This window comes from Sediminibacillus dalangtanensis (assembly GCF_017792025.1).
Taxonomy (GTDB): Bacteria; Bacillota; Bacilli; order Bacillales; family Amphibacillaceae; genus Sediminibacillus; species Sediminibacillus dalangtanensis.
The window spans coordinates 2,703,243-2,721,658 of record NZ_CP046956.1 but is presented as its reverse complement, the minus strand read 5'-3'; the positions used below and the strand labels follow the sequence as shown (position 1 = coordinate 2,721,658).

Annotated in this window: 19 protein-coding genes; 10 read left to right on the top strand and 9 right to left on the bottom strand. The window is 43.3% G+C overall.

The features are described from left to right. Positions 1–186: 186 nt before the first annotated feature. A complete protein-coding gene (locus tag ERJ70_RS13675) occupies positions 187–456 on the top strand; it encodes a glutaredoxin family protein (protein ID WP_209365379.1) in 270 nt (89 codons plus the stop codon). An 87-nt stretch (positions 457–543) separates the two neighbouring features. On the opposite strand, the gene ERJ70_RS13670 is transcribed toward ERJ70_RS13675, so the two are convergent. The 8 genes from ERJ70_RS13670 to ERJ70_RS13635 all read right to left on the bottom strand — a co-directional run bounded on the left by ERJ70_RS13670 (position 544) and on the right by ERJ70_RS13635 (position 7,593). Beyond that, positions 544–957 (bottom strand): Fur family transcriptional regulator, encoded by a 414-nt coding sequence (locus tag ERJ70_RS13670; protein ID WP_209365378.1) that lies wholly within the window; start codon positions 955–957, stop codon positions 544–546. Continuing rightward, on the bottom strand, positions 954–1,808 hold the full coding sequence (locus tag ERJ70_RS13665) for a metal ABC transporter permease (RefSeq protein ID WP_209365377.1): 855 nt from the start codon (positions 1,806–1,808) through the stop codon (positions 954–956). The genes ERJ70_RS13670 and ERJ70_RS13665 overlap by 4 nt, the downstream gene beginning before the upstream one ends. 14 nt (positions 1,809–1,822) lie before the next feature. Continuing rightward, positions 1,823–2,578 (bottom strand): metal ABC transporter ATP-binding protein, encoded by a 756-nt coding sequence (locus ERJ70_RS13660; protein WP_209365376.1) that lies wholly within the window; start codon positions 2,576–2,578, stop codon positions 1,823–1,825. A 25-nt stretch (positions 2,579–2,603) separates the two neighbouring features. Then, positions 2,604–3,617: a metal ABC transporter solute-binding protein, Zn/Mn family gene (locus tag ERJ70_RS13655; RefSeq protein WP_245207975.1), complete on the bottom strand. Its 1,014-nt coding sequence runs from the start codon at positions 3,615–3,617 to the stop codon at positions 2,604–2,606. A 298-nt stretch (positions 3,618–3,915) separates the two neighbouring features. Beyond that, positions 3,916–5,607, bottom strand: a complete 1,692-nt coding sequence (locus ERJ70_RS13650; RefSeq protein ID WP_209365375.1) for an HD-GYP domain-containing protein — start codon at positions 5,605–5,607, stop codon at positions 3,916–3,918. Positions 5,608–5,626: 19 nt separating this feature from the next. Beyond that, positions 5,627–5,872, bottom strand: a complete 246-nt coding sequence (locus ERJ70_RS20045; RefSeq protein WP_245207971.1) for a helix-turn-helix domain-containing protein — start codon at positions 5,870–5,872, stop codon at positions 5,627–5,629. A gap of 1,150 nt (positions 5,873–7,022) precedes the next feature. Beyond that, a complete protein-coding gene (locus tag ERJ70_RS13640) occupies positions 7,023–7,346 on the bottom strand; it encodes a spore coat protein (protein WP_209365374.1) in 324 nt (107 codons plus the stop codon). 13 nt (positions 7,347–7,359) lie between these two features. Next, positions 7,360–7,593 carry a hypothetical protein gene (locus ERJ70_RS13635; protein ID WP_374099729.1) on the bottom strand — a complete coding sequence of 78 codons (234 nt, stop codon included), beginning with the start codon at positions 7,591–7,593 and terminating at the stop codon, positions 7,360–7,362. A gap of 260 nt (positions 7,594–7,853) precedes the next feature. On the opposite strand from ERJ70_RS13635, the gene ERJ70_RS13630 reads away from it, so the two are divergent. The 9 genes from ERJ70_RS13630 to ERJ70_RS13590 all read left to right on the top strand — a co-directional run bounded on the left by ERJ70_RS13630 (position 7,854) and on the right by ERJ70_RS13590 (position 17,919). Further along, entirely contained in the window at positions 7,854–8,771 is a 918-nt protein-coding gene (locus ERJ70_RS13630; RefSeq protein ID WP_209365373.1) for a proline dehydrogenase family protein, read from the top strand. Between the two features lie 190 nt (positions 8,772–8,961). Beyond that, positions 8,962–11,361 (top strand): 3-hydroxyacyl-CoA dehydrogenase/enoyl-CoA hydratase family protein, encoded by a 2,400-nt coding sequence (locus ERJ70_RS13625; protein WP_209365372.1) that lies wholly within the window; start codon positions 8,962–8,964, stop codon positions 11,359–11,361. A gap of 33 nt (positions 11,362–11,394) precedes the next feature. Further along, positions 11,395–12,570, top strand: a complete 1,176-nt coding sequence (locus ERJ70_RS13620; protein WP_209365371.1) for an acetyl-CoA C-acetyltransferase — start codon at positions 11,395–11,397, stop codon at positions 12,568–12,570. A 36-nt stretch (positions 12,571–12,606) separates the two neighbouring features. After that, a complete protein-coding gene (locus tag ERJ70_RS13615; RefSeq protein ID WP_209365370.1) occupies positions 12,607–14,391 on the top strand; it encodes an acyl-CoA dehydrogenase FadE in 1,785 nt (594 codons plus the stop codon). Positions 14,392–15,258: 867 nt separating this feature from the next. Continuing rightward, the gene (locus tag ERJ70_RS13610) at positions 15,259–15,615 is read left to right on the top strand and encodes an arsenate reductase family protein (protein WP_209365369.1); all 357 of its coding nucleotides are present in this window, start codon (positions 15,259–15,261) and stop codon (positions 15,613–15,615) included. 133 nt (positions 15,616–15,748) lie between these two features. Next, positions 15,749–16,132 carry a glycine cleavage system protein GcvH gene (gcvH, locus tag ERJ70_RS13605; RefSeq protein WP_209365368.1) on the top strand — a complete coding sequence of 128 codons (384 nt, stop codon included), beginning with the start codon at positions 15,749–15,751 and terminating at the stop codon, positions 16,130–16,132. Positions 16,133–16,317: 185 nt separating this feature from the next. Continuing rightward, entirely contained in the window at positions 16,318–16,665 is a 348-nt protein-coding gene (locus ERJ70_RS13600) for a toprim domain-containing protein (RefSeq protein ID WP_209365367.1), read from the top strand. 71 nt (positions 16,666–16,736) lie between these two features. Next, a complete protein-coding gene (locus tag ERJ70_RS13595) occupies positions 16,737–17,042 on the top strand; it encodes a thioredoxin family protein (protein WP_245207969.1) in 306 nt (101 codons plus the stop codon). A gap of 550 nt (positions 17,043–17,592) precedes the next feature. Continuing rightward, positions 17,593–17,919 carry a hypothetical protein gene (locus ERJ70_RS13590; RefSeq protein ID WP_209365365.1) on the top strand — a complete coding sequence of 109 codons (327 nt, stop codon included), beginning with the start codon at positions 17,593–17,595 and terminating at the stop codon, positions 17,917–17,919. On the opposite strand, the gene ERJ70_RS13585 is transcribed toward ERJ70_RS13590, so the two are convergent. Beyond that, positions 17,916–18,332 (bottom strand): TlpA family protein disulfide reductase, encoded by a 417-nt coding sequence (locus ERJ70_RS13585; RefSeq protein WP_209365364.1) that lies wholly within the window; start codon positions 18,330–18,332, stop codon positions 17,916–17,918. The two genes, ERJ70_RS13590 and ERJ70_RS13585, sit on opposite strands and share 4 nt — an antisense overlap. Positions 18,333–18,416 lie beyond the last annotated feature (84 nt).

Genomic DNA, 18,416 nt, shown 5'->3' with positions numbered 1-18,416 from the left:
TAATCAATCATGTTTATTTTGCTGACTATAGTACTTTCGTAAGAATTTAAACGTAATCGGTTTCAAAAAAAACCAAACTGGGAATCGGGTAACAAATCAACACAAAAATAGTTGGCTCAGCCTTCGAAGAAAAGGGGACCTGGCCCTGTACCAGGCAAATTAAACTGGTTAAAGGAGACGATAAAGGTGAAACAAGTGGTAAAGATTTATACAAAAGCAGCTTGCCAGGAAAGCCAGTCGCTGAAAGAATTTTTGTCGAAGGACCAGGTACCGTACGTAGAAGTCGACATTACCGAATCCGAAGAAAAACAAAGACAGTTGCAGTCAGCAGCAGGTACAAACTTAGTGCCAACTATCGTGATTGAACAAGAAGGCTTTATCGGTAAAAAGAAAAATATTATTTATACAGGTTTCACAAATAATAAGGATGAAATCGACCGTACTATAAAACATTGATCGTTAAAAGGAGACAGAATAGAAAAAAGGGCTTTCCCGTAAGAATGAAAACTTATGGGAAAGCCCTTTTAGTCAGCATTTAATTTGTCAGGAAGCCTGACACGACGGACAACGCCCGTATATTTCAAACTTGTGGTCTTCAACTTGGAAGCCGCCCAATTCCCCTTTGACATTATCCATTGGACATGTATCGATTTCTTTGGTAATTCCGCATTTTTTGCAGATGAAATGGTGATGATGATGACCGACACAACTGATCCTGAAATGTTTTTCCCCTTCCAGTTCGGTTGATTCCAAAATCGCCAGTTCGTCGAATAAATGAAGGTTCCGGTAAATCGTATCAAAGCTGATGCCCGGATAGGCTGGCTCCATGAAATGTAACAAATCCTTCGCACTGCGGTAACCGTCTTCCTGGTCAAAATAAGATAAGATATCTTTTCTTTTCTTGGTGTACTTATACCCCTTCTGTTTCAAGATACCCAATGCTTCTTCCATGTTCATTGCTGCGTCCTCCTTGTAAAGAAATTCATCCGGAGACGTTTCACGGCCAATGCAGCCAATAGAATGATAATAGATGTCATGACGATTGTTCCTCCGGGAGGTATTTCAAAATAGTAGCCGGAAATCAATCCAGCAATAACGGAAATTTCACCAAAAACAACGGACAATATGATGGATTGTTTAAATCCTTTTGCAAGCCGGATGCTTGCCGCTACCGGCAGCGTCATTAGGGCTGAAACAAGTAAAACACCAACAATCCTGATAGAAGCCGCAATGACGAGGGCCGTCAACAAAATAAATAAGAAATGAATCCGTTTTGCATGGATCCCTGAAACGACTGCATGTTCTTCATCAAATGATAACATAAACAGCTCTTTAAAAAATAAAAATAGAACCGCCAGTACAATCACAGAAATAACGATGATTGTCCATAAATCAGAACGGCTGACTGCGGAGACTGAGCCGAACAAGTAATTGAATAGGTCTGTATTGAACCCATCGGCGAGCGAGATAAAGACAACGCTCAAGCCAACACCCCCAGACAGGATAATGGGAATGGCCAGCTCTTGATAAGCTTTATACACACCACGCAACTGTTCGATGAAGATGGAAGCGATCACCGAAAATCCCATTCCGCTATAGAAGGGGGTTATAAAGCCGGCGGCAAATTTCTTTTCGAGCAGTAAACCAAACGCAATCCCGGCCAGCGTCACATGGGACAGAGCGTCGGCAATCAAGGAAAGCCGTCTGACCACAATAAACGAACCGAGAAGCGGAGCGATCAATCCGATCAACAATCCGGTATATAAAGTGTTTTGTAAAAACTCATATTGAAAAAAATTAGCTAACATGTTGATTTCGCTCCTTAATGCTCATGTGACACCAAATTCAAGGCATGGCCATAGTAGTTGGATAGTTCAGCGTCGGATAAAGAAGAAAACTGATCCGGATTCCCATGAAAATGCATGGTTTTATTCAAGCATACAATATTTGTCGCATGGCGTGTCATGGTCCCAATATCATGCGTGACCAGCAACAGGGTAATGTTTTTTTCCTGATTGAGTTTGTGAAGCAACTCGTAAAATTTCTGCACATGCTCTGTATCTACCCCGACAGTCGGCTCATCAAGAATCAATAGTTCCGGATCACTCACAAGCGCCCTGGCGATAAATACGCGTTGCTGCTGTCCACCAGATAAATCACCAATATTCTCATGGAGATAAGCGGCCATGCCGACCTGATCGACCGCTTCTTTTATTTTCTCCCGATGATTACGGGAGAAAAAACGAAGATAACCGACTTTGGCAGTCAAGCCCATTGATACCACTTCTTCCACTGTAGCAGGAAACCCTCGGTTAAAGGTGTTGGCCTTTTGAGAAACAAATCCGATTTTATTCCAGTTTTTAAATTTATTGATCGGAGTACCAAGTAACTCGATTGATCCGCGTTGAGGTTTTAGTAAACCGAGGATCAGCTTGATCAGGGTCGTTTTCCCTCCGCCGTTCGGACCAACCAGCCCCATGAATGCCCCTTGTGGGATTTCAAAATTGATATGTTGTAAAGCTGGCTTTTGATCATACTCGAAGTCGACATTTTTCATCGATATCACCGTGTTCTCCATTCATCCATCCTCCTCTTTTTGCTGGTTAATCTGTAGCTGTCTTGAGTACATCAAGGTTCTGTTTCATCAGAGAAAGGTAATCTTCCCCTCGGCTTATATCCTGTTCCGACAGGACAGCCAAATTATGAATTTGCAGGGCTTTTCCGTCTATTTCCTTTTGAACTTCCTTGGATACTTTATCCTGGACATTTTGCTCGAAAATCACATAATCCATCTTGAGCGTCCTTGCCTGTTCTATAATGTTGATTAGATCCTGCTGAGATGGTTCACTGCTGTTCGAAATGCCATTGACGGCAATCTGCTTAATCCCATAGCGTTCTTCCCAATAACCATATGCAGCATGGGACACCAAAATTTCCTTATGCTTGCTGGAACGCAGTGTTTTTACGAATTGTCGATCAAGCTTCCTTAAATTTTCTTGTAAGGAAGAAAGATTTTGCTGCAAGACAGCCTTTCGGTCTGGATATATGTCCGTTAATTGCTTTTCTATGATAAGAGCCATTTCCTGCATTCTTTGAGGATCAAGCCAAACATGTGGGTCATGGTTACCGTGTTTATGCTCGTCATGGTTTGTTTCAGCAGGATGGTCATCCCTATCCGCTGTGCTTTCGTCATGAAACAATTCCTCATGTCCAGCAAGCCCGATCAACCGGACCTTTTCTTGTTGCAAAGCTTCAGCTGTGGTCGAAGAAAATGTCTCCAATTCCTCGCCAAGATAAACGAAAGCATCTCCCTTCGCAATATCGGTCATTGTCTTGGCAGTGGGCTCATAGGAATGAGCATCGGCGCCAGGAGGGTAAATGGTAGTCACCTCCACGAAGTCACCGGCCAATCTTTCCATGATATACTGGATGGGATAGACAGTCGTATAGATAGTAGGTTCCGTCTTTTGTTCATTTTGTCCAGAAGAGGGGCTGCATCCGGCTTGTAGCAAGATTCCGCTGAATAGAAGCAGCAATAGTACCTTCCATTTCATCGTTGTCCTCGTTTCTTCACGTTTTCTATTTGTGTGGTAAGCAAGATATCTTACCAACTTCATCTTATTGTTCTTCCTGTCCATAAAAAAGATTACCATTCATTCTATCGTAATGGTTTTGATTTGTAAATAATAATGATTACGTTTTAAAGAAGAGTGAAAAATAGCAGATGTCTTGCTCATCTCCATAAGAGAATGGGATTTAGACCTCGTGAGATGACGCTTGAGTAGACATCGGCTACTTTTTATAGACAAAGAAAACTCGCGGGTGGCGAGCCATTAAATGAAGATAGAAGGGGAGGGCAGTTGTTTGCAATCACACAGTCTGGATAAGGTGATGAACCTGTCCAAGTTGAAGTTACTAGTAAGGTTGGACGACAGGAGCATCCAATGGGATATGAATCAATACTTCCCTGTTTTTCTGGAGGGATTCCACCAGAAGCCTGGTGTTAGATTCATCGAAGGAAGATAGCGTTAATTGAGCTTGTTGCTTCCATGTAAACTCTGCAGGACAGTCATCCGAAAAACTCAGGATGAGGAGGTGATCCGTGTGTTGATTTTTGGAAAACTTGTTCGGATCAAAGCGGCCTGCAGACTTCGTTGTCAGTTTTACGTGAACGGCTTCCAGGCGTAAAAAACCGGCTAACAATCGTGCGTGCAAGCGGGCGCTATCATGCTCCGGATATAAGATGATAGCGGTTGATTGGAAATTTGTATAACGTTCCGTCTCCTGTTCTATTTGGACCAGTAACGCGTTGATTATTTTCTCGCTCTGTTGGAAGGCAATCGATGATATTTGATTCGACGCTGCCATTTGAGTAATTTTGGCCACTGCAGGATGCAAAATCTTTTCGAAAATATGATGATAGTGAAGTCCGTCAGCAAGCGTCTGATACAAGGATTTTACTGCTTTATGGTCACCGGCAGAAAGGTAATGTAAAAATTCATTGAACAATTGTTCCTCCGATTGTGGCTGAAACGACAAAATTTTCTGTACCGTGAGCGAAAAATTGGTCGGAAGTGAAAATTGTTCGCCTCCATTCAACAGGCGTACTTGGGGTACAGTGGGATAGTATTTACTGACACCTGAAATTTTTGCCTGCTCGTTATTGGATAGTAATACTGTTGCATCATAGGGATAAATCATGAGCGAATCGATAAAATGATAAAGAATATGCCAGTCGAATTGTTGTTGATCTTTTAGCAATAGCTTTATCGCTTCATGTGCCGGTAGTTCCTCTTTGTATGCCCGCTTTAATGTCAATGCCGAGAAGACATCCACAATAGATAAGATGCGTAATTCTAATGGCAGCTGTCCACCATGAAGGCCGTCAGGATATCCTGATCCATCCAGTCGTTCATGGTGGGAGCGGGCAAAGCTTCCCAACTGTTCGTAGCCCAGAGAATGAAGAATCCGTTCTCCGTCCGTTGTATGCTGCTGGATCTGTTTAAATTCGGCTCCCGTAAGTTTAGCTGGTTTATGTAATATATCGCGTGGGGTTTCTATTTTTCCAATATCGTGAAACAGAAATCCTGCCGCGCAGGATTCTATGTCTGTAACAGCTAGTTTTTCCGCCATAAGACTCCCGAGGATAAAAACATCAAAGGAGTGGATATATGCATAGGCATCCCATTTATAAAGAGCTGCAAGCGTGTCTGTGATACGGTAACTTTTATGGATGCTGATGAATAACTGCTTTAGAAACAACAACGTTTCTTGTCTGTTCAGCAGTTTTCCGTAGCGATATTCATAACCTATTTTTCCGAGTATGTGAAAAAACAGTTTTGCCAGTTCCTCTTCTGATTTTTGCTCCTTACTTGTTTCTGTCGGTTTTCCTGCAGTTGGTAACGAGTCAGTTGTTGGTTTTCGCTTCGTCATGGTGTAAGGATCGGAAAGTGAAACCTTCAGTTCCTTTATTCCCCGTTTTTTTAAACGGTTGATAAGCCTTTCCGTCATTTTTGTTCCCTTTTTGATAATCAATGTTTCTCCTACATAAATGTCCGCTGCCAAAATGTCTTCCGGCAGCACTTGAGATATCGTCTTCGTTTTCATAGGCTCCCTCCCCAAAACTTTATTCAGATGGAAAGTCGAATAAATCCTTTATGGGAATATCAAGTGCTTCGGCGAGCCTGCGGATATTCAGCAAGGATATATTCCTTTTTCCGGTTTCAATTTCTGTGTAATAGGATCTTGAAAAACCAGCCAAATCAGCCAATTCTTCTTGCGTCATCCGATGATGAAGCCGATACTGGCGCAGTCGGCTGCCAAATGTCTTCAAGAAGTAGACGTCCCTTGATTGGTAGGCCACCGTAATCACTATATATTCCCTCCCCGGTATATGACTTCCTAATTATCTGCTACAGAAACCGAAATGGAATTCTATGGAGTATCTTTCCATAGGGTAAATCCGGTTCATGCATTGCTCTTACTAATCAACGATAGTAATAAGGTGAGAAGTTATTTATTACAGCGTACGCGAAATAGATTGTCTGCTGTAAAACTGGATAAAACCGAACATTCGGAGGACTTGTGCAGGCGAGTCAAGTTGTTTTAAGCTGAGGGGATTCTCGTCTGTGCTGTGGTTTAGTAATGTAATCGAGAAGCACCTAAAAGCCCTTTGTACAGTACATTAGATTACGAGTATGCCACCGATGCAACTCCGCATTTTTATTAGAAACGAAGTTTCGGCATAACGCGGCAGGATTGGCGTTGGATGTCCAAAATCCTACAAGTATCTCTATCATATGACAATACTCGACGGAGTCTCCACCTGATATAAGTGACAATGCTTCCAAGGAGTCTTTAAGAAAGAAATCAATTAGAAAAGTTAAATTACATACCTGAATAAAGAACGCCGCGAGCTTGCCATCGTGGAGCCGCTAGGTTGTGTCCTGGTTGTACAGGAAAGATAATACAAGTGTCGTACCAAAACTTGCTTGGGACAAAATTAGTATAGGTAAAGCAAAAACCGAACGATGGTTCGAATTCCAAAGCATTCGATCCCGTTCGGTTTTTCTTTTTAGTATAGGAAATGATAAATTTAACTGTCTGTGGATCATTATTGGCTGAACCAGCCACGTCCAGCTCCAGCGCCTACCCCCTCGAGGTCTTAAGCCCACCCTCTGTGTGGCAAAAAGCGCCACGCCGAGGCTGTTCTTAAGCTTGTCGAAGGCCCAAACGATGTGGGTCATGCAGGCGTTGCCACAGGACGTGGCGGCTTTAGCCTGTACTCCTTTAAACAGGCGCTTGCGCTTTTGTCCTTTTTATTGTTACCTAACTCCGCTTTTGCAAGCTTTTGTGTAACAACCGGATAAATAAAGAAGTTCCTTTAAAGCTTCCTATCTGGTATCGCATATGAAATGAGGTAATTTCTCATTCTCGGTTTTAGCCTAAAGTGCAAAGAGGGTTGTATATAGGTCAACTCTCACTCCTAAAAGCGTTTTTTCACTAGAAAGGTTCTTATCAAGTCACTGTGCCGGAAACTGATTCATATATCCGCTGTATTGCTGGTACGCTTGTTGAATCTTATGCTGATCGGCTTTTTCCAGTGAATACCAGCCGTTTTTGAACATCAAATTGTAAAGGTTCCGCTGGCAATCCTGTGTTTCTTTGAAAATAGCCGCCAAGTCCTGATATAGCCCTTGATTGCTCGCCTCATTCAAAGCGATACTATATGCGCCGGTTAAATATTTCTCTGAAGCCAATACATCATTGACAAAGTCTCTTTCACTCATTTGCGGTGTCTTCGGTACTTGGGTTTCCGTATTTTGTACTTTTTGCTGTTGGTTCATGCTAATCCCCTTTCTAATTGACAGTTCCAGGCTGGTTATTCAAATGGTTGAGAATCTGCTGATAGTGGCGTTGATGCATTTGTGCGGTTGTTTCAAGTGCTTGCTGAATTTCCGGCATTTGACATTGCCCCGCGTAGAAGTTGGCCTTTTTGCTGGCATTCAAGTTCCAAGACAGCATATCGGTCAAATAAAGCAAATCTTTTGAACTAATCATATTCGGCGGCTGCTGCATAGGTTGCTGGTTCAAGGAAATTCCTCCTTTACAAAAAGTGTCTGTCGAATCCTGTTTTAGTATTACCAATATAATGATGGATATTCTGCTTGCAATACCATGACGAAATTTGTATGCAAAAAGTACCTCTTTCCCAACAAAAATGATAGAATAGTACAAGAAAGCATACTAGTTTGAAAGTTTTCACATCGGCTGCGGCGGAAATAGATAAGCAACCGTTCGCATTTTCAAGAAAGCGGTTCCGCTGTACTGGATGATTACTGGGGGGGCTTATAATGGAACAAATCCTGCGTAACTTCTTTTTATTTTTATCCAAAAACAAATTTTTTACCAAGTTGGCCAAAAAATATGGTCTTCGCTTCGGGGCCGGCCGCTTTGTAGCTGGGGAGTCGGTAGAAAATGCCGCAAAGGTTATTAAGCAATTGAATCAAAAAGGGATGGTCGTTACCGTTGATCATCTTGGTGAGTTTATCGATAGCGAGCAGGAAGCTCGCCAGGCAGCTGATGAATGCGTGGAGATGATTGAAAAAATTGCCGAGCATCACCTTGACTCTCAGCTATCTTTAAAAATGACTTCCATGGGACTGGATATATCGGAAGCATTGGTTATGGAAAACATGCGAAAAATTCTTGCTGCCGGTAAACAACATGGTGTTTTTGTGACGATCGATATGGAAGATTATGAGCGCTGCCAAAAGACGATCGATATATTCAAAGAATTAAAGGAAGAGTATGAAAATATCGGTACCGTTATCCAGGCTTATCTATACCGCACTGTAGGAGACATAGAAGAATTGAATGCTTATCATCCGAATCTCCGGCTGGTCAAAGGTGCTTATAAAGAATCACCGAAGGTTGCTTTTCCGGATAAACAGGATGTGGACGAAAATTATAAGAAAATCATCAAAATGCATTTGCTCAATGGAAATTACACCGCCATTGCTACTCATGACGACGAAATAATCGCTTATACGAAGCAATTGGAGAAAGAACATGAGATTCCCAGGGATCAATTTGAATTTCAAATGCTTTACGGCATCCGGGTTGAAAGACAGGAGGAACTGACAGCAGAAGGATATAAAATGCGGGTGTACGTTCCTTACGGTACAGACTGGTATGGATATTTTATGAGGCGTCTGGCCGAACGTCCGGCCAATGTGGCGTTTGTTCTTAAAGGAGTCTTCGGTAAATAACTCCCGGTCAGTCCCTGCATGGCGCAGGGACTGATATAATCTGGAAGTTTTCTACATTTAACCTGAAAAAAACGATTGCGAAATATCTGAAAATACTTTATAGTTGAATTAGACGCAGATAGGAAACTATCTACTTTTTTTACATGCATAGTGAATGAGTATTCATTCAAAACGATAGGGGGATAAAGGCATGACTCGAAAAATCAGACGTGCAGCTGTTTTAGGTTCAGGTGTGATGGGATCGGGAATAGCTGCACACCTTGCAAATGTCGGCATTGAAACTTGGATGCTTGATATCGTACCCAAGGAATTAACGGATAAGGAGCAGGCCAAGGGACTTTCCTTAGAAGACAAAGTGATACGTAATAAGTTCGCGGAAAAAAGTAAAAAAGCTTTGCTAAAACAAAAGCCTTCACCGATTACCAGCAAAGGCAGTCTTGATTTGATCCATACGGGAAATATGTCGGATGACCTGGATGTGCTTGGAAAAGTCGACTGGATCATCGAGGTAGTCGTGGAAAATCTTCAAGTAAAAAAGCAGGTTTTCCAGAACGTAGATAAGTACCGAAAAACGGGAGCGATTGTAAGTTCTAACACGTCGGGCATCTCTATAGAAAAAATGGCTGAAGACTGTTCGGATGATTTTAAACAACATTTTCTCGGGACGCATTTCTTCAATCCACCACGCTATCTGAAACTGCTCGAAGTCATTCCGACCAAATGGACAGATCAGCAAGTTTTACGGGAAATGAAGCAAATTGGCGAAGACATCCTCGGAAAAGGAGTAGTCGAGGCGAAAGACACGCCCAATTTCATCGCTAACCGTATCGGGACTTATGGGCTGCTTGTAACCGTGAGAGAGATGAGGAAACAGGGATTGAGTATCGGGGAAGTGGATTCGATCACCGGTCCCATGATCGGGAGACCGAAAAGTGCTACTTTCCGCACGTTGGATGTGGTAGGACTTGACACCTTTATCCATGTGGCTAAAAATGTCTATGATCAGGTCGAAGGAGACGAAAAACAAGTATTCGAAATCCCGGAATTTATTCAAAGTATGAATGAGAAAGGTTGGTTGGGTCAAAAGAGCGGTCAGGGATTCTATTTAAAGAAAAAACAAGGCGGAAGCAGCACGATATATGAATTGAATCCCGACACTCTGGAGTACCAGGAGCGTAAGAAATTGAAAACCAAAGCCACTGAACAAGCAAAACAAGAAAAAGGCCCTGGCAGAAAAATGAAAGCGCTTGTATATTCGGAAGATGATCCGGCAGGCGATTTGATTTGGTCCATTACGAAACCTGTTTTGTTGTATGCTGCGCGACTCACAGGAGAAATCGCAGACGACATTGTTTCGATTGATGAAGCAATGAAATGGGGATTCGGCTGGGGGCTCGGACCATTTGAAATGTGGGATGCAATCGGCGTCGGAAAAGCGGTAGAACGCATGAAGGCTGATGGCGAAGCCATTCCTGATTGGATAGAACAGATGCTTGCCACTGGCTCGGAATCTTTTTATAAAAAAGAAGCCGGTAATCTGTTTTATTATCAGGATGGTGAATACCGCCAGAAGCAGGCAAACCAGAAAGAAATCAATATAAAAGGTTTGAAAGACAGAAAGGGAGTCATCAAGAAAAACACTGGAGCGAGTCTGATTGATTTAGGCGACGGTGTGGCCGGATTGGAATTCCACTCGAAGAGCAATGCGATTGGTCTTGACATCATCCAAATGATCAACTACTCCGTGGAAGAAGTTGAAAAGAACTTCCAGGGTCTTGTCATCGGCAATCAAGGCAAAAACTTCTGCGTTGGGGCCAATCTGGCGATGATGCTGATGGAAGCGCAGGATGATAATTTCTTCGAGATCGAAATGGTTGTGAAGCACTTTCAAAATGCCATGATGAAAGTCAAATATGCAGAGAAACCAGTTGTGGCGGCGCCGTTTGGGATGACGCTCGGTGGGGGTGCAGAGGTTTGTCTGCCTGCCAGCTCCATTCAGGCTGCCCAGGAAACATATATTGGGCTGGTGGAAGCTGGTGTAGGACTTATTCCTGGTGGAGGCGGCAACAAAGAATTATACATCAAACAAGTAAGAGATTTGCCGCAGGGAATCGATTTTGATTTGCAGAAAGCTGCCAATAAAGTTTTTGAGACAATTGCGATGGCCAAAGTATCGACATCGGCAGCTGAAGGCAGAGAAAACGGCTTTCTAAACAACCGGGATGCAATAAGTGTGAATACAGACCATTTACTGCATGACGCCAAGCAAAAAGTGCTTGCTTTAAGTAAGGCCGGGTACCAACCGCCAAAACGGGAGAAAATTCCTGTTGTTGGAGAGGCTGGTTATGCAGCCATGCTGCTGGGCGCCAAGTCGCTGGCATTTGGGGGATATGCATCTGAGCATGATGTAAAGATTGCAGACAAACTGGCATTTGTACTTGCAGGCGGACGCCTGAAGCCAGGCACCCTTGTCGATGAACAATACTTACTTGATTTGGAACGGGAAGCATTTTTAAGTTTGATCGGTGAAAGAAAAACACAAGAAAGAATGCAGCACATGCTGCTTAAGGGGAAACCATTGCGCAATTAATGCCACACTTATTTTAGAAGAGGGGGAAGTGCTGTGAGAGAAGCAGTGATTGTTTCTGGCTCAAGAACACCGGTCGGAAAGGCAAAAAAAGGCGCTTTAGCCAATGTCCGTCCCGATGATCTTGCAGCTTTGACCATCAAAGAAACATTGAAAAGGGCTGACGGATATCAAGGCAATATTGATGATGTGATTATCGGCTGTGCGATGCCGGAAGCTGAACAAGGCATGAATATGGCCCGTAATATTGCCGGACTGGCAGGATTGCCATTGGAGGTTCCTGGCATTACAGTCAATCGTTATTGTTCGTCTGGCCTGCAAAGCATCGCCTATGCTGCAGAACGCATCATGCTGGGCCATAGCGATACGATCATCGCTGGCGGAGCCGAATCGATGAGTTTGATTCCTATGGGAGGCCATGTCATCAAACCGAATCTGGAGCTGGTGAAAAATGCGCCTGGCTATTACATGGCAATGGGCCATACTGCTGAAGAAGTGTCCCGAAGGTTTGATATTTCCCGTGAGGACCAGGATGCTTTTGCGGCTAACAGCCATAGGAAAGCAGCCAACGCTCTGAAAGAGGGGAAGTTTGACGACGAAGTGGTTCCGGTTGAAGTTACCACCCGCAAAATCGGCTCGCAAAACAAAGTCGAAGAAGAAACGTTTTCGTTTAGTAAGGACGAAGGAGTACGAGCCGATACGACAGAAGAGGTGCTGGCAAAATTAAAGCCTGCGTTTGCATTGAAAGGGACGGTAACAGCCGGTAATTCCTCGCAAATGAGTGATGGAGCTGCTTCCGTCCTTGTAATGGACAGAGAAAAAGCAGAAACGGAAGGACTGACGCCACTGGTTAAATTTCGTTCGTTTGCTTTAGCAGGAGTAGAACCGGAAATCATGGGTGTTGGACCGATAAAGGCCATTCCGAAAGCCTTGGAACTTGCTGGTTTAGATCTCGCTGATATTGGGTTGTTTGAATTGAATGAAGCGTTCGCTTCCCAGTCGTTGCGCGTGATTCGTGCCCTGGGACTGGATGAGGATAAAGTAAATGTGAACGGAGGTGCAATCGCTCTTGGGCATCCGCTCGGCTGCACCGGAACAAAATTGACACTCAGTCTTATTCATGAAATGAAACGTCGGAATGAGCAGTTTGGTGTCGTCACCATGTGTATTGGAGGAGGAATGGGAGCTGCAGGCGTATTCGAACTGGTTTAAAACATTTCTATTTAATAAGGAAAAGGGGCGAAAAACATGAGTGAAACAAAAGAAAGAATGTTTAAAGGCGGCGCATTCATTATAGAAGACTTAGAACCGGATGATATTATTACTCCGGAAGATTTCACGGATGAGCATCATATGATCGCCAAGACAACCGAGGACTTTGTTGCTGGAGAAGTAGTTCCGAAAATTGATCAGCTGGAAAACCATGAATTTGAACATTCCGTTCAATTATTGAAGCAGGCAGGAGAATTAGGTCTGCTTGGAGTAGATGTTCCAGAAGAGTATGGTGGATTGGGGCTGGATAAAATCAGTTCTTCTCTGATCACTGAAAAGTTTTCCAAGGCAGGCGGATTTTCGGTTACACACGGAGCGCATGTCGGAATTGGATCTCTTCCAATCGTCTTTTTTGGAAATGAAGAGCAAAAGCAAAAGTATCTGCCTCTTTTGGCAACCGGGGAAAAACTCGCTGCATATGCATTGACTGAACCGGGATCAGGTTCGGATGCCCTTGGAGCCAAAACAACAGCAAAATTAAACGATGCTGGAACCCATTATTTGCTGAATGGCGAAAAACAGTGGATCACCAACTCAGCCTTTGCTGACGTATTCATTGTGTATGCCAAGGTTGATGGAGAGAAATTCACAGCTTTTATTGTAGAAAGAGACTTTCCAGGGGTTTCGACAGGTGCTGAAGAAAAGAAAATGGGTATTAAAAGTTCTTCCACAAGAACGGTTATTCTGGAAGATGCCCAAGTTCCGGTAGAAAACGTACTCGGTGAAATCGGTCGTGGACATGTGATCGCTTTTAATATATTAAATGTCGGGCGTTATAAGTTGGCCATCGGAGGTGTCGGCGGCTCGAAAATCGGTATCGAATTGTCTGCCAAGTATGCCAATGAACGCAAACAATTCAATACACCAATCTCACGATTCTCTTTGATCCAGGAAAAACTGGCTACCATGGCTGCTAAAACATATGCCAACGAGAGTGCGGTGTATCGTACAGTCGGTTTGTTTGAACAACGGATGAGCAATTTGAGCAGCGAGGAACTCAATGATGGCAAGGCAGTTGCTGCTGCTATTGCCGAGTATCAGGTGGAATGCTCGTTGAATAAAGTGTCTGCGACAGAATTGATGGACTTTGTTGCGGATGAGGCGGTCCAAATCCATGGCGGTTATGGATTCATGCAGGAATACGAAGTGGAACGAATGTATCGGGATTCTCGTATCCAGCGAATTTTCGAAGGGACGAATGAAATCAATCGGCTCCTAGTTCCCGGTTCTCTCCTGAAAAAGGCGATGAAGGGCGAATTGCCGTTGCTGCAAAAAGCCGAGGCCTTACAGGAAGAATTGATGATGCTGATGCCGGAAGAAGTAGGTTCGGAGCCATTGGAACAGGAAAAATATCTGTTGAAAAACGCAAAAAAAATCGGTTTGCTGGCCGCTGGTCTTGCTGCCCAGAAATATGGGAAGAAGTTAGAACAGGAGCAGGAAATCCTTGCTAATATAGCAGATATAGTCAATGAGGTTTATAACATGGAAGCGGCTGTATTGCGTACAGAAAAAGCAATAAACAAATCTGGATTGGAAGAAAGCTCGCTCAAGCTTCTTTATACCCAGGTATATGTACAGGAAGCGTTTAATCGCGTAGAAGCCGATGCTAAGGAAACATTGATTGCAAGCGAAGAAGGCGATACATTGAGAATGATGCTGTCCGCGATGCGTAAGCTGACGAGACATGATCCGATTAATATCATTGCCAAGAAGCGGGGAATTGCCAACCGGATCATCGAAGAAGAAAAATATGTCGTCTGATCACTAATCTCTTTCTAAAAAGGGCAGCCTCAGTCAAATGACTGTAGCCGCCCTTTTTAAGTGTATAGGAAATGATAAATTTAACTGTTTGTGGATCATTATTGGCTGAAACAGCCACGTCCAGCTCCAGCGCCTACCCCCTCGAGGTCTTAAGCCCACCCTCGGTGTGGCAAAAAGCGCCACGCCGAGGCTGTTCTTAAGCTTGTCGGGGGTGAGCAAGGCGCTTGCGCTTTTGTTCGTGGTGGAATAACATTGCCACCGGACTTGGTAAGCAAAGGTACCATTCATAAAGAATATAAACTACGCAGTAACTTCCTTTGTAGTCCGTGTGCCTTTGTATAGTAGTGGTGTAGTCCAGCGCTACGGAAATACCTTACGCTTTCCGCGGGCGGCTGGTGAGCTTCCTCGAGCTGACGCTCTGCGGGATCTCACCGAGGCCTTTCCTCCCGCAGGAGTCTTCGGGTATTTCCTTCGCTGGGACTTTCTCTTGAATTACTTGGGACTGCATGTAGCTAGAAAAACAAGCAAAAAGTCCAAGAGAAGAAGAAAAGACGGAACCCCAACTGTTTTCTTTACCAAGTTAGCTGAAGCCGTGCCCGCGGAAAGCGAAGTATGCTACCGAAGCGTTGGTTACCATTCTTTTTGAATAGGCAATGAAACTTCCAATCACGGTTACTGCGCAGTTTCTGTCTACTACGACGATAATTCAGTAACGAAGCGAAACAAAACACGCAACTTAATTTTCGAAATCACCCAATTTTTATTCCCTCTCAAGCAGACTGCCGTCAAACATGCTTGTTGACAGATTTGCATGAAATATAACAGCAAGATATGATAATATAGGAAGAAATTGAAGGGGGTGCTGCCATGTCATTGAAGTTTTACTGGTATCCAAACTGTGGAACATGCAAAAAAGCAAAAAAATGGCTGGACGACAACGAAGTCGATTATCAGGAAATACATATTGTGGAACAAACGCCATCCAAAAATGAATTGAAAAGTCTCGTGCGAAAAAGCGGACAGCCTGCGAAAAAATTCTTCAATACAAGTGGGAAAAAGTATCGAGAATTAGGCTTGAAGGATAAATTGAAAGAAGCAGATGAAGATCAAATGCTGGAATGGCTTGCTTCGGATGGAATGTTGATAAAGCGGCCAATTTTAGAATCCGAACAGAAAGCAACAGTCGGTTTTAAACCGGAAGTTTATGAAGAAACGTGGAAATAATCTATTGAAGCAAACCACTGGAATTTGCCTTGGGGAGCTACTATATTAGATGAAGGATGTTCGCTTTTTAGATAGTTGAAACAGGACAACAGGACAAGCTAAAGGAAGGAAACAAAAAAGTGGAGGTTTTAGGATGAGTTTACCAAAGGAATTACGTTACTCAGAAGAACATGAATGGGTCAAAGTGGAAGGGGAAAAAGTCCGGATCGGAATTACAGACCATGCACAATCCGAGTTAGGGGATATTGTCTTTGTCGAGCTACCGGAAGTTGGAGACACAATTGAAGCGGACGAACCATTTGGCAGTGTGGAATCCGTCAAGACGGTATCTGAGTTGTATGCTCCAATCAACGGTAAAGTAGTGGAAGTAAACGAAGATCTCGATGATAGCCCTGAATTTGTCAATGAATCTCCATATGAAAAAGCGTGGATGATCGTTGTGGAAACAGAGGACCTTTCACAGGTCGATGAACTGATGAATGCAGATCAATATCAGGAAATGATCGAAGAAGAATAAGCCTCTTCGTATTCGGAGCCTTCTTTTTTATGATATTGCCTATGCCATGCATCAAATAAGAAATAATCAATACAATGATTAAAGAGAGCGAACGCAATCCCTTGTTACCGTAAATGTGACAGGGGATTATTGTTAAGCAAGCTGGCCGCAGTTTTGAACTTACCGACTAAAAGCAGGTGAACGCTATGAATGATGCTGATAAAGTGATTATTGTGGAGGGGCGGACCGACAAGGTACAGATTCAGAAAGTAATCGATGAAAAAATCGAAATTATTTGCACCAACGGTACCTTGGGTGTCGAAAGGCTGGAAGAGCTGTTGATAGAATATGATTTGGATAATAAGGATGTCTTTATACTGGTGGATGAAGATAATGCAGGACATAAATTGCGAAAGCAATTGTCCATCGAACTTCCTCATGCAGAACATATCTATGTAGATAAAACCTTTAGGGAAGTGGCAGCTACTCCTGAGGCGGAATTAGCAGCAGCTCTATTGAGCAGAAGTATAGCGGTGAATCCACTTTATCTATAAGCGGCGAATAAGCCATTTGCAAAACGGAAGAGGGACGGAATCATATGTGGCAAATTAAGAATGAACGCGAATTGAAGGATTTTTCAAAAGGCTTTGTGTTTATTCATACACCTTTTTGCGGGACATGCAAAATGGCTGAGAAAATGCTATTAGTATTAGAACAAATAGAAGAGGTTTCACTTTTCCATGAAATGAATGCCTCTCTTTTTCCAGGTTTCATGCAATCGTATCAAGTAGAAAGTGTTCCCTGTCTGCTAATAGTGGAAAATGGCCGGGTGCAGGAAAAAGTCTACGCTTTTCAGTCATTGATACATATTCAAGAAAAGATGCAGAAATACAGAAATAAAAAGAGCCTAGGACAAAAGAATCGTAACTAAAATGAAAACCGAACGATTTCACCATTCGTTCGGTTTTTTTGATGAGCAAAAAGCCTACCCTTCTCATAAAAAAAGTGCAATTTTCCACTCCGGCAAGGTACTTCGCTTTCAGCGGGCACGGCTTCAGCTAACTTGGCAAAGGATACCGTTTTGTCTAGTTCTGCCTATTGCCGTTACGGATAGAAAGCAAAGCAGCCTGGAAACCAGGAGATTTTTCGTCTTCTTCACTGTTTAGATACCTATCAGCCAATAGAAGAATACGGTTCATTCTTGCCTTGATCATGAGGAAATCAGAGCACAAAAACGTAGCGAAGTATCTTGCCGTAGCGATTCGAAGCACGCATCAAACAACAGGATAAAAAGAGAATATCCAAATATAACCGAACGAATTTGATTGGTATTTAGGATTCGTTCGTTTTTTTGCTTTGGTGGCCATGCTTTTGTCACGGCCTCTTTATTGCACATGCTTACGCTCCAACCAATGTGCCTTTCCTATTTGCAGGAATTACATAGTGGATGGCGAACTACTGTTAAAAGGGAGGCGGTAGATTTGTCAGAACAACTTTTGGTTGAGTGGAAACGACGCCTGGAAAATCGCGATGATTTGTCGCATCTGTATGAGCGAAAGAACTTGGGCATAATTGTGACCGTGGAGGATTACTCTGCTTGGGTAGAAATTCATTCTGGTATGGTTGAACTACATGCTGAACCGCAAAGCTCGTCTGCTGTATCTTTACGACTGGACGTAAAGAAGGACATAGCGGAGAAACTGTTTAACGGAGAGCGGAAGTTGACTGCGTTTCCTGCTGACCTTGCCTCCTGGAAGGGAAGGTACAGGGACTGTTTGCTCTTTGAAACACTACTTTACTTACCTTAATCAAGTTGTCTGCCCAGTGCTTCGACGATGGACAAAAAAGGGGCTTTGTCACCAAACTTATCCGCAATATTGCCCTGCTTGTCAATGATGACAGTAGTGGGAACTCCTTGACAGCGGTACATATCGTAAACGTTTGTCCCTTCATCGGCCAAGGTGGGCTGCTGCAGAAAATTCTTATGAAATGCCTCTGCTTCATCCGGCGAACGCTCTCTCCCGGTCACATTTATAGTCAGCATTTCTACATCCTTTTTATTGATGGTTTTATATAGCTGTTCCTTTTTGGGTAAATCTGCTGCACAGTCAGGGCACCAGGATGCCCAGAAGGTAAGCACGATAACCTTGCCTAGATCTTTTTTCAGTTGATAGGTCTTGTCCGAATTCAATATCGGAAGCTCAAAAATCGGGGCTTTCATCCCACCACTCCTTACTTCTCTGTATGTTATTCTCATTCATCATCCTATCATACCTGAAATTGGAAAACGATTATTGCACTTCTT

Excerpts from the sequence above, each read along its gene's own strand:
- ERJ70_RS13660 (WP_209365376.1), bottom strand. The coding sequence starts at position 2,578 with ATGGAGAACACGGTGATATCGATGAAAAATGTCGACTTCGAGTATGAT.
- gcvH (WP_209365368.1), top strand. The coding sequence starts at position 15,749 with ATGAGTTTACCAAAGGAATTACGTTACTCAGAAGAACATGAATGGGTC.
- ERJ70_RS13670 (WP_209365378.1), bottom strand. The coding sequence starts at position 957 with ATGAACATGGAAGAAGCATTGGGTATCTTGAAACAGAAGGGGTATAAG.
- ERJ70_RS13665 (WP_209365377.1), bottom strand. The coding sequence starts at position 1,808 with ATGTTAGCTAATTTTTTTCAATATGAGTTTTTACAAAACACTTTATAT.
- ERJ70_RS13650 (WP_209365375.1), bottom strand. The coding sequence starts at position 5,607 with ATGAAAACGAAGACGATATCTCAAGTGCTGCCGGAAGACATTTTGGCA.
- ERJ70_RS13610 (WP_209365369.1), top strand. The coding sequence starts at position 15,259 with ATGTCATTGAAGTTTTACTGGTATCCAAACTGTGGAACATGCAAAAAA.
- ERJ70_RS13615 (WP_209365370.1), top strand. The coding sequence starts at position 12,607 with ATGAGTGAAACAAAAGAAAGAATGTTTAAAGGCGGCGCATTCATTATA.
- ERJ70_RS13585 (WP_209365364.1), bottom strand. The coding sequence starts at position 18,332 with ATGAAAGCCCCGATTTTTGAGCTTCCGATATTGAATTCGGACAAGACC.
- ERJ70_RS13625 (WP_209365372.1), top strand. The coding sequence starts at position 8,962 with ATGACTCGAAAAATCAGACGTGCAGCTGTTTTAGGTTCAGGTGTGATG.
- ERJ70_RS13630 (WP_209365373.1), top strand. The coding sequence starts at position 7,854 with ATGGAACAAATCCTGCGTAACTTCTTTTTATTTTTATCCAAAAACAAA.
- ERJ70_RS13600 (WP_209365367.1), top strand. The coding sequence starts at position 16,318 with ATGAATGATGCTGATAAAGTGATTATTGTGGAGGGGCGGACCGACAAG.
- ERJ70_RS13640 (WP_209365374.1), bottom strand. The coding sequence starts at position 7,346 with ATGAACCAACAGCAAAAAGTACAAAATACGGAAACCCAAGTACCGAAG.
- ERJ70_RS13655 (WP_245207975.1), bottom strand. The coding sequence starts at position 3,617 with ATGAAGTTGGTAAGATATCTTGCTTACCACACAAATAGAAAACGTGAA.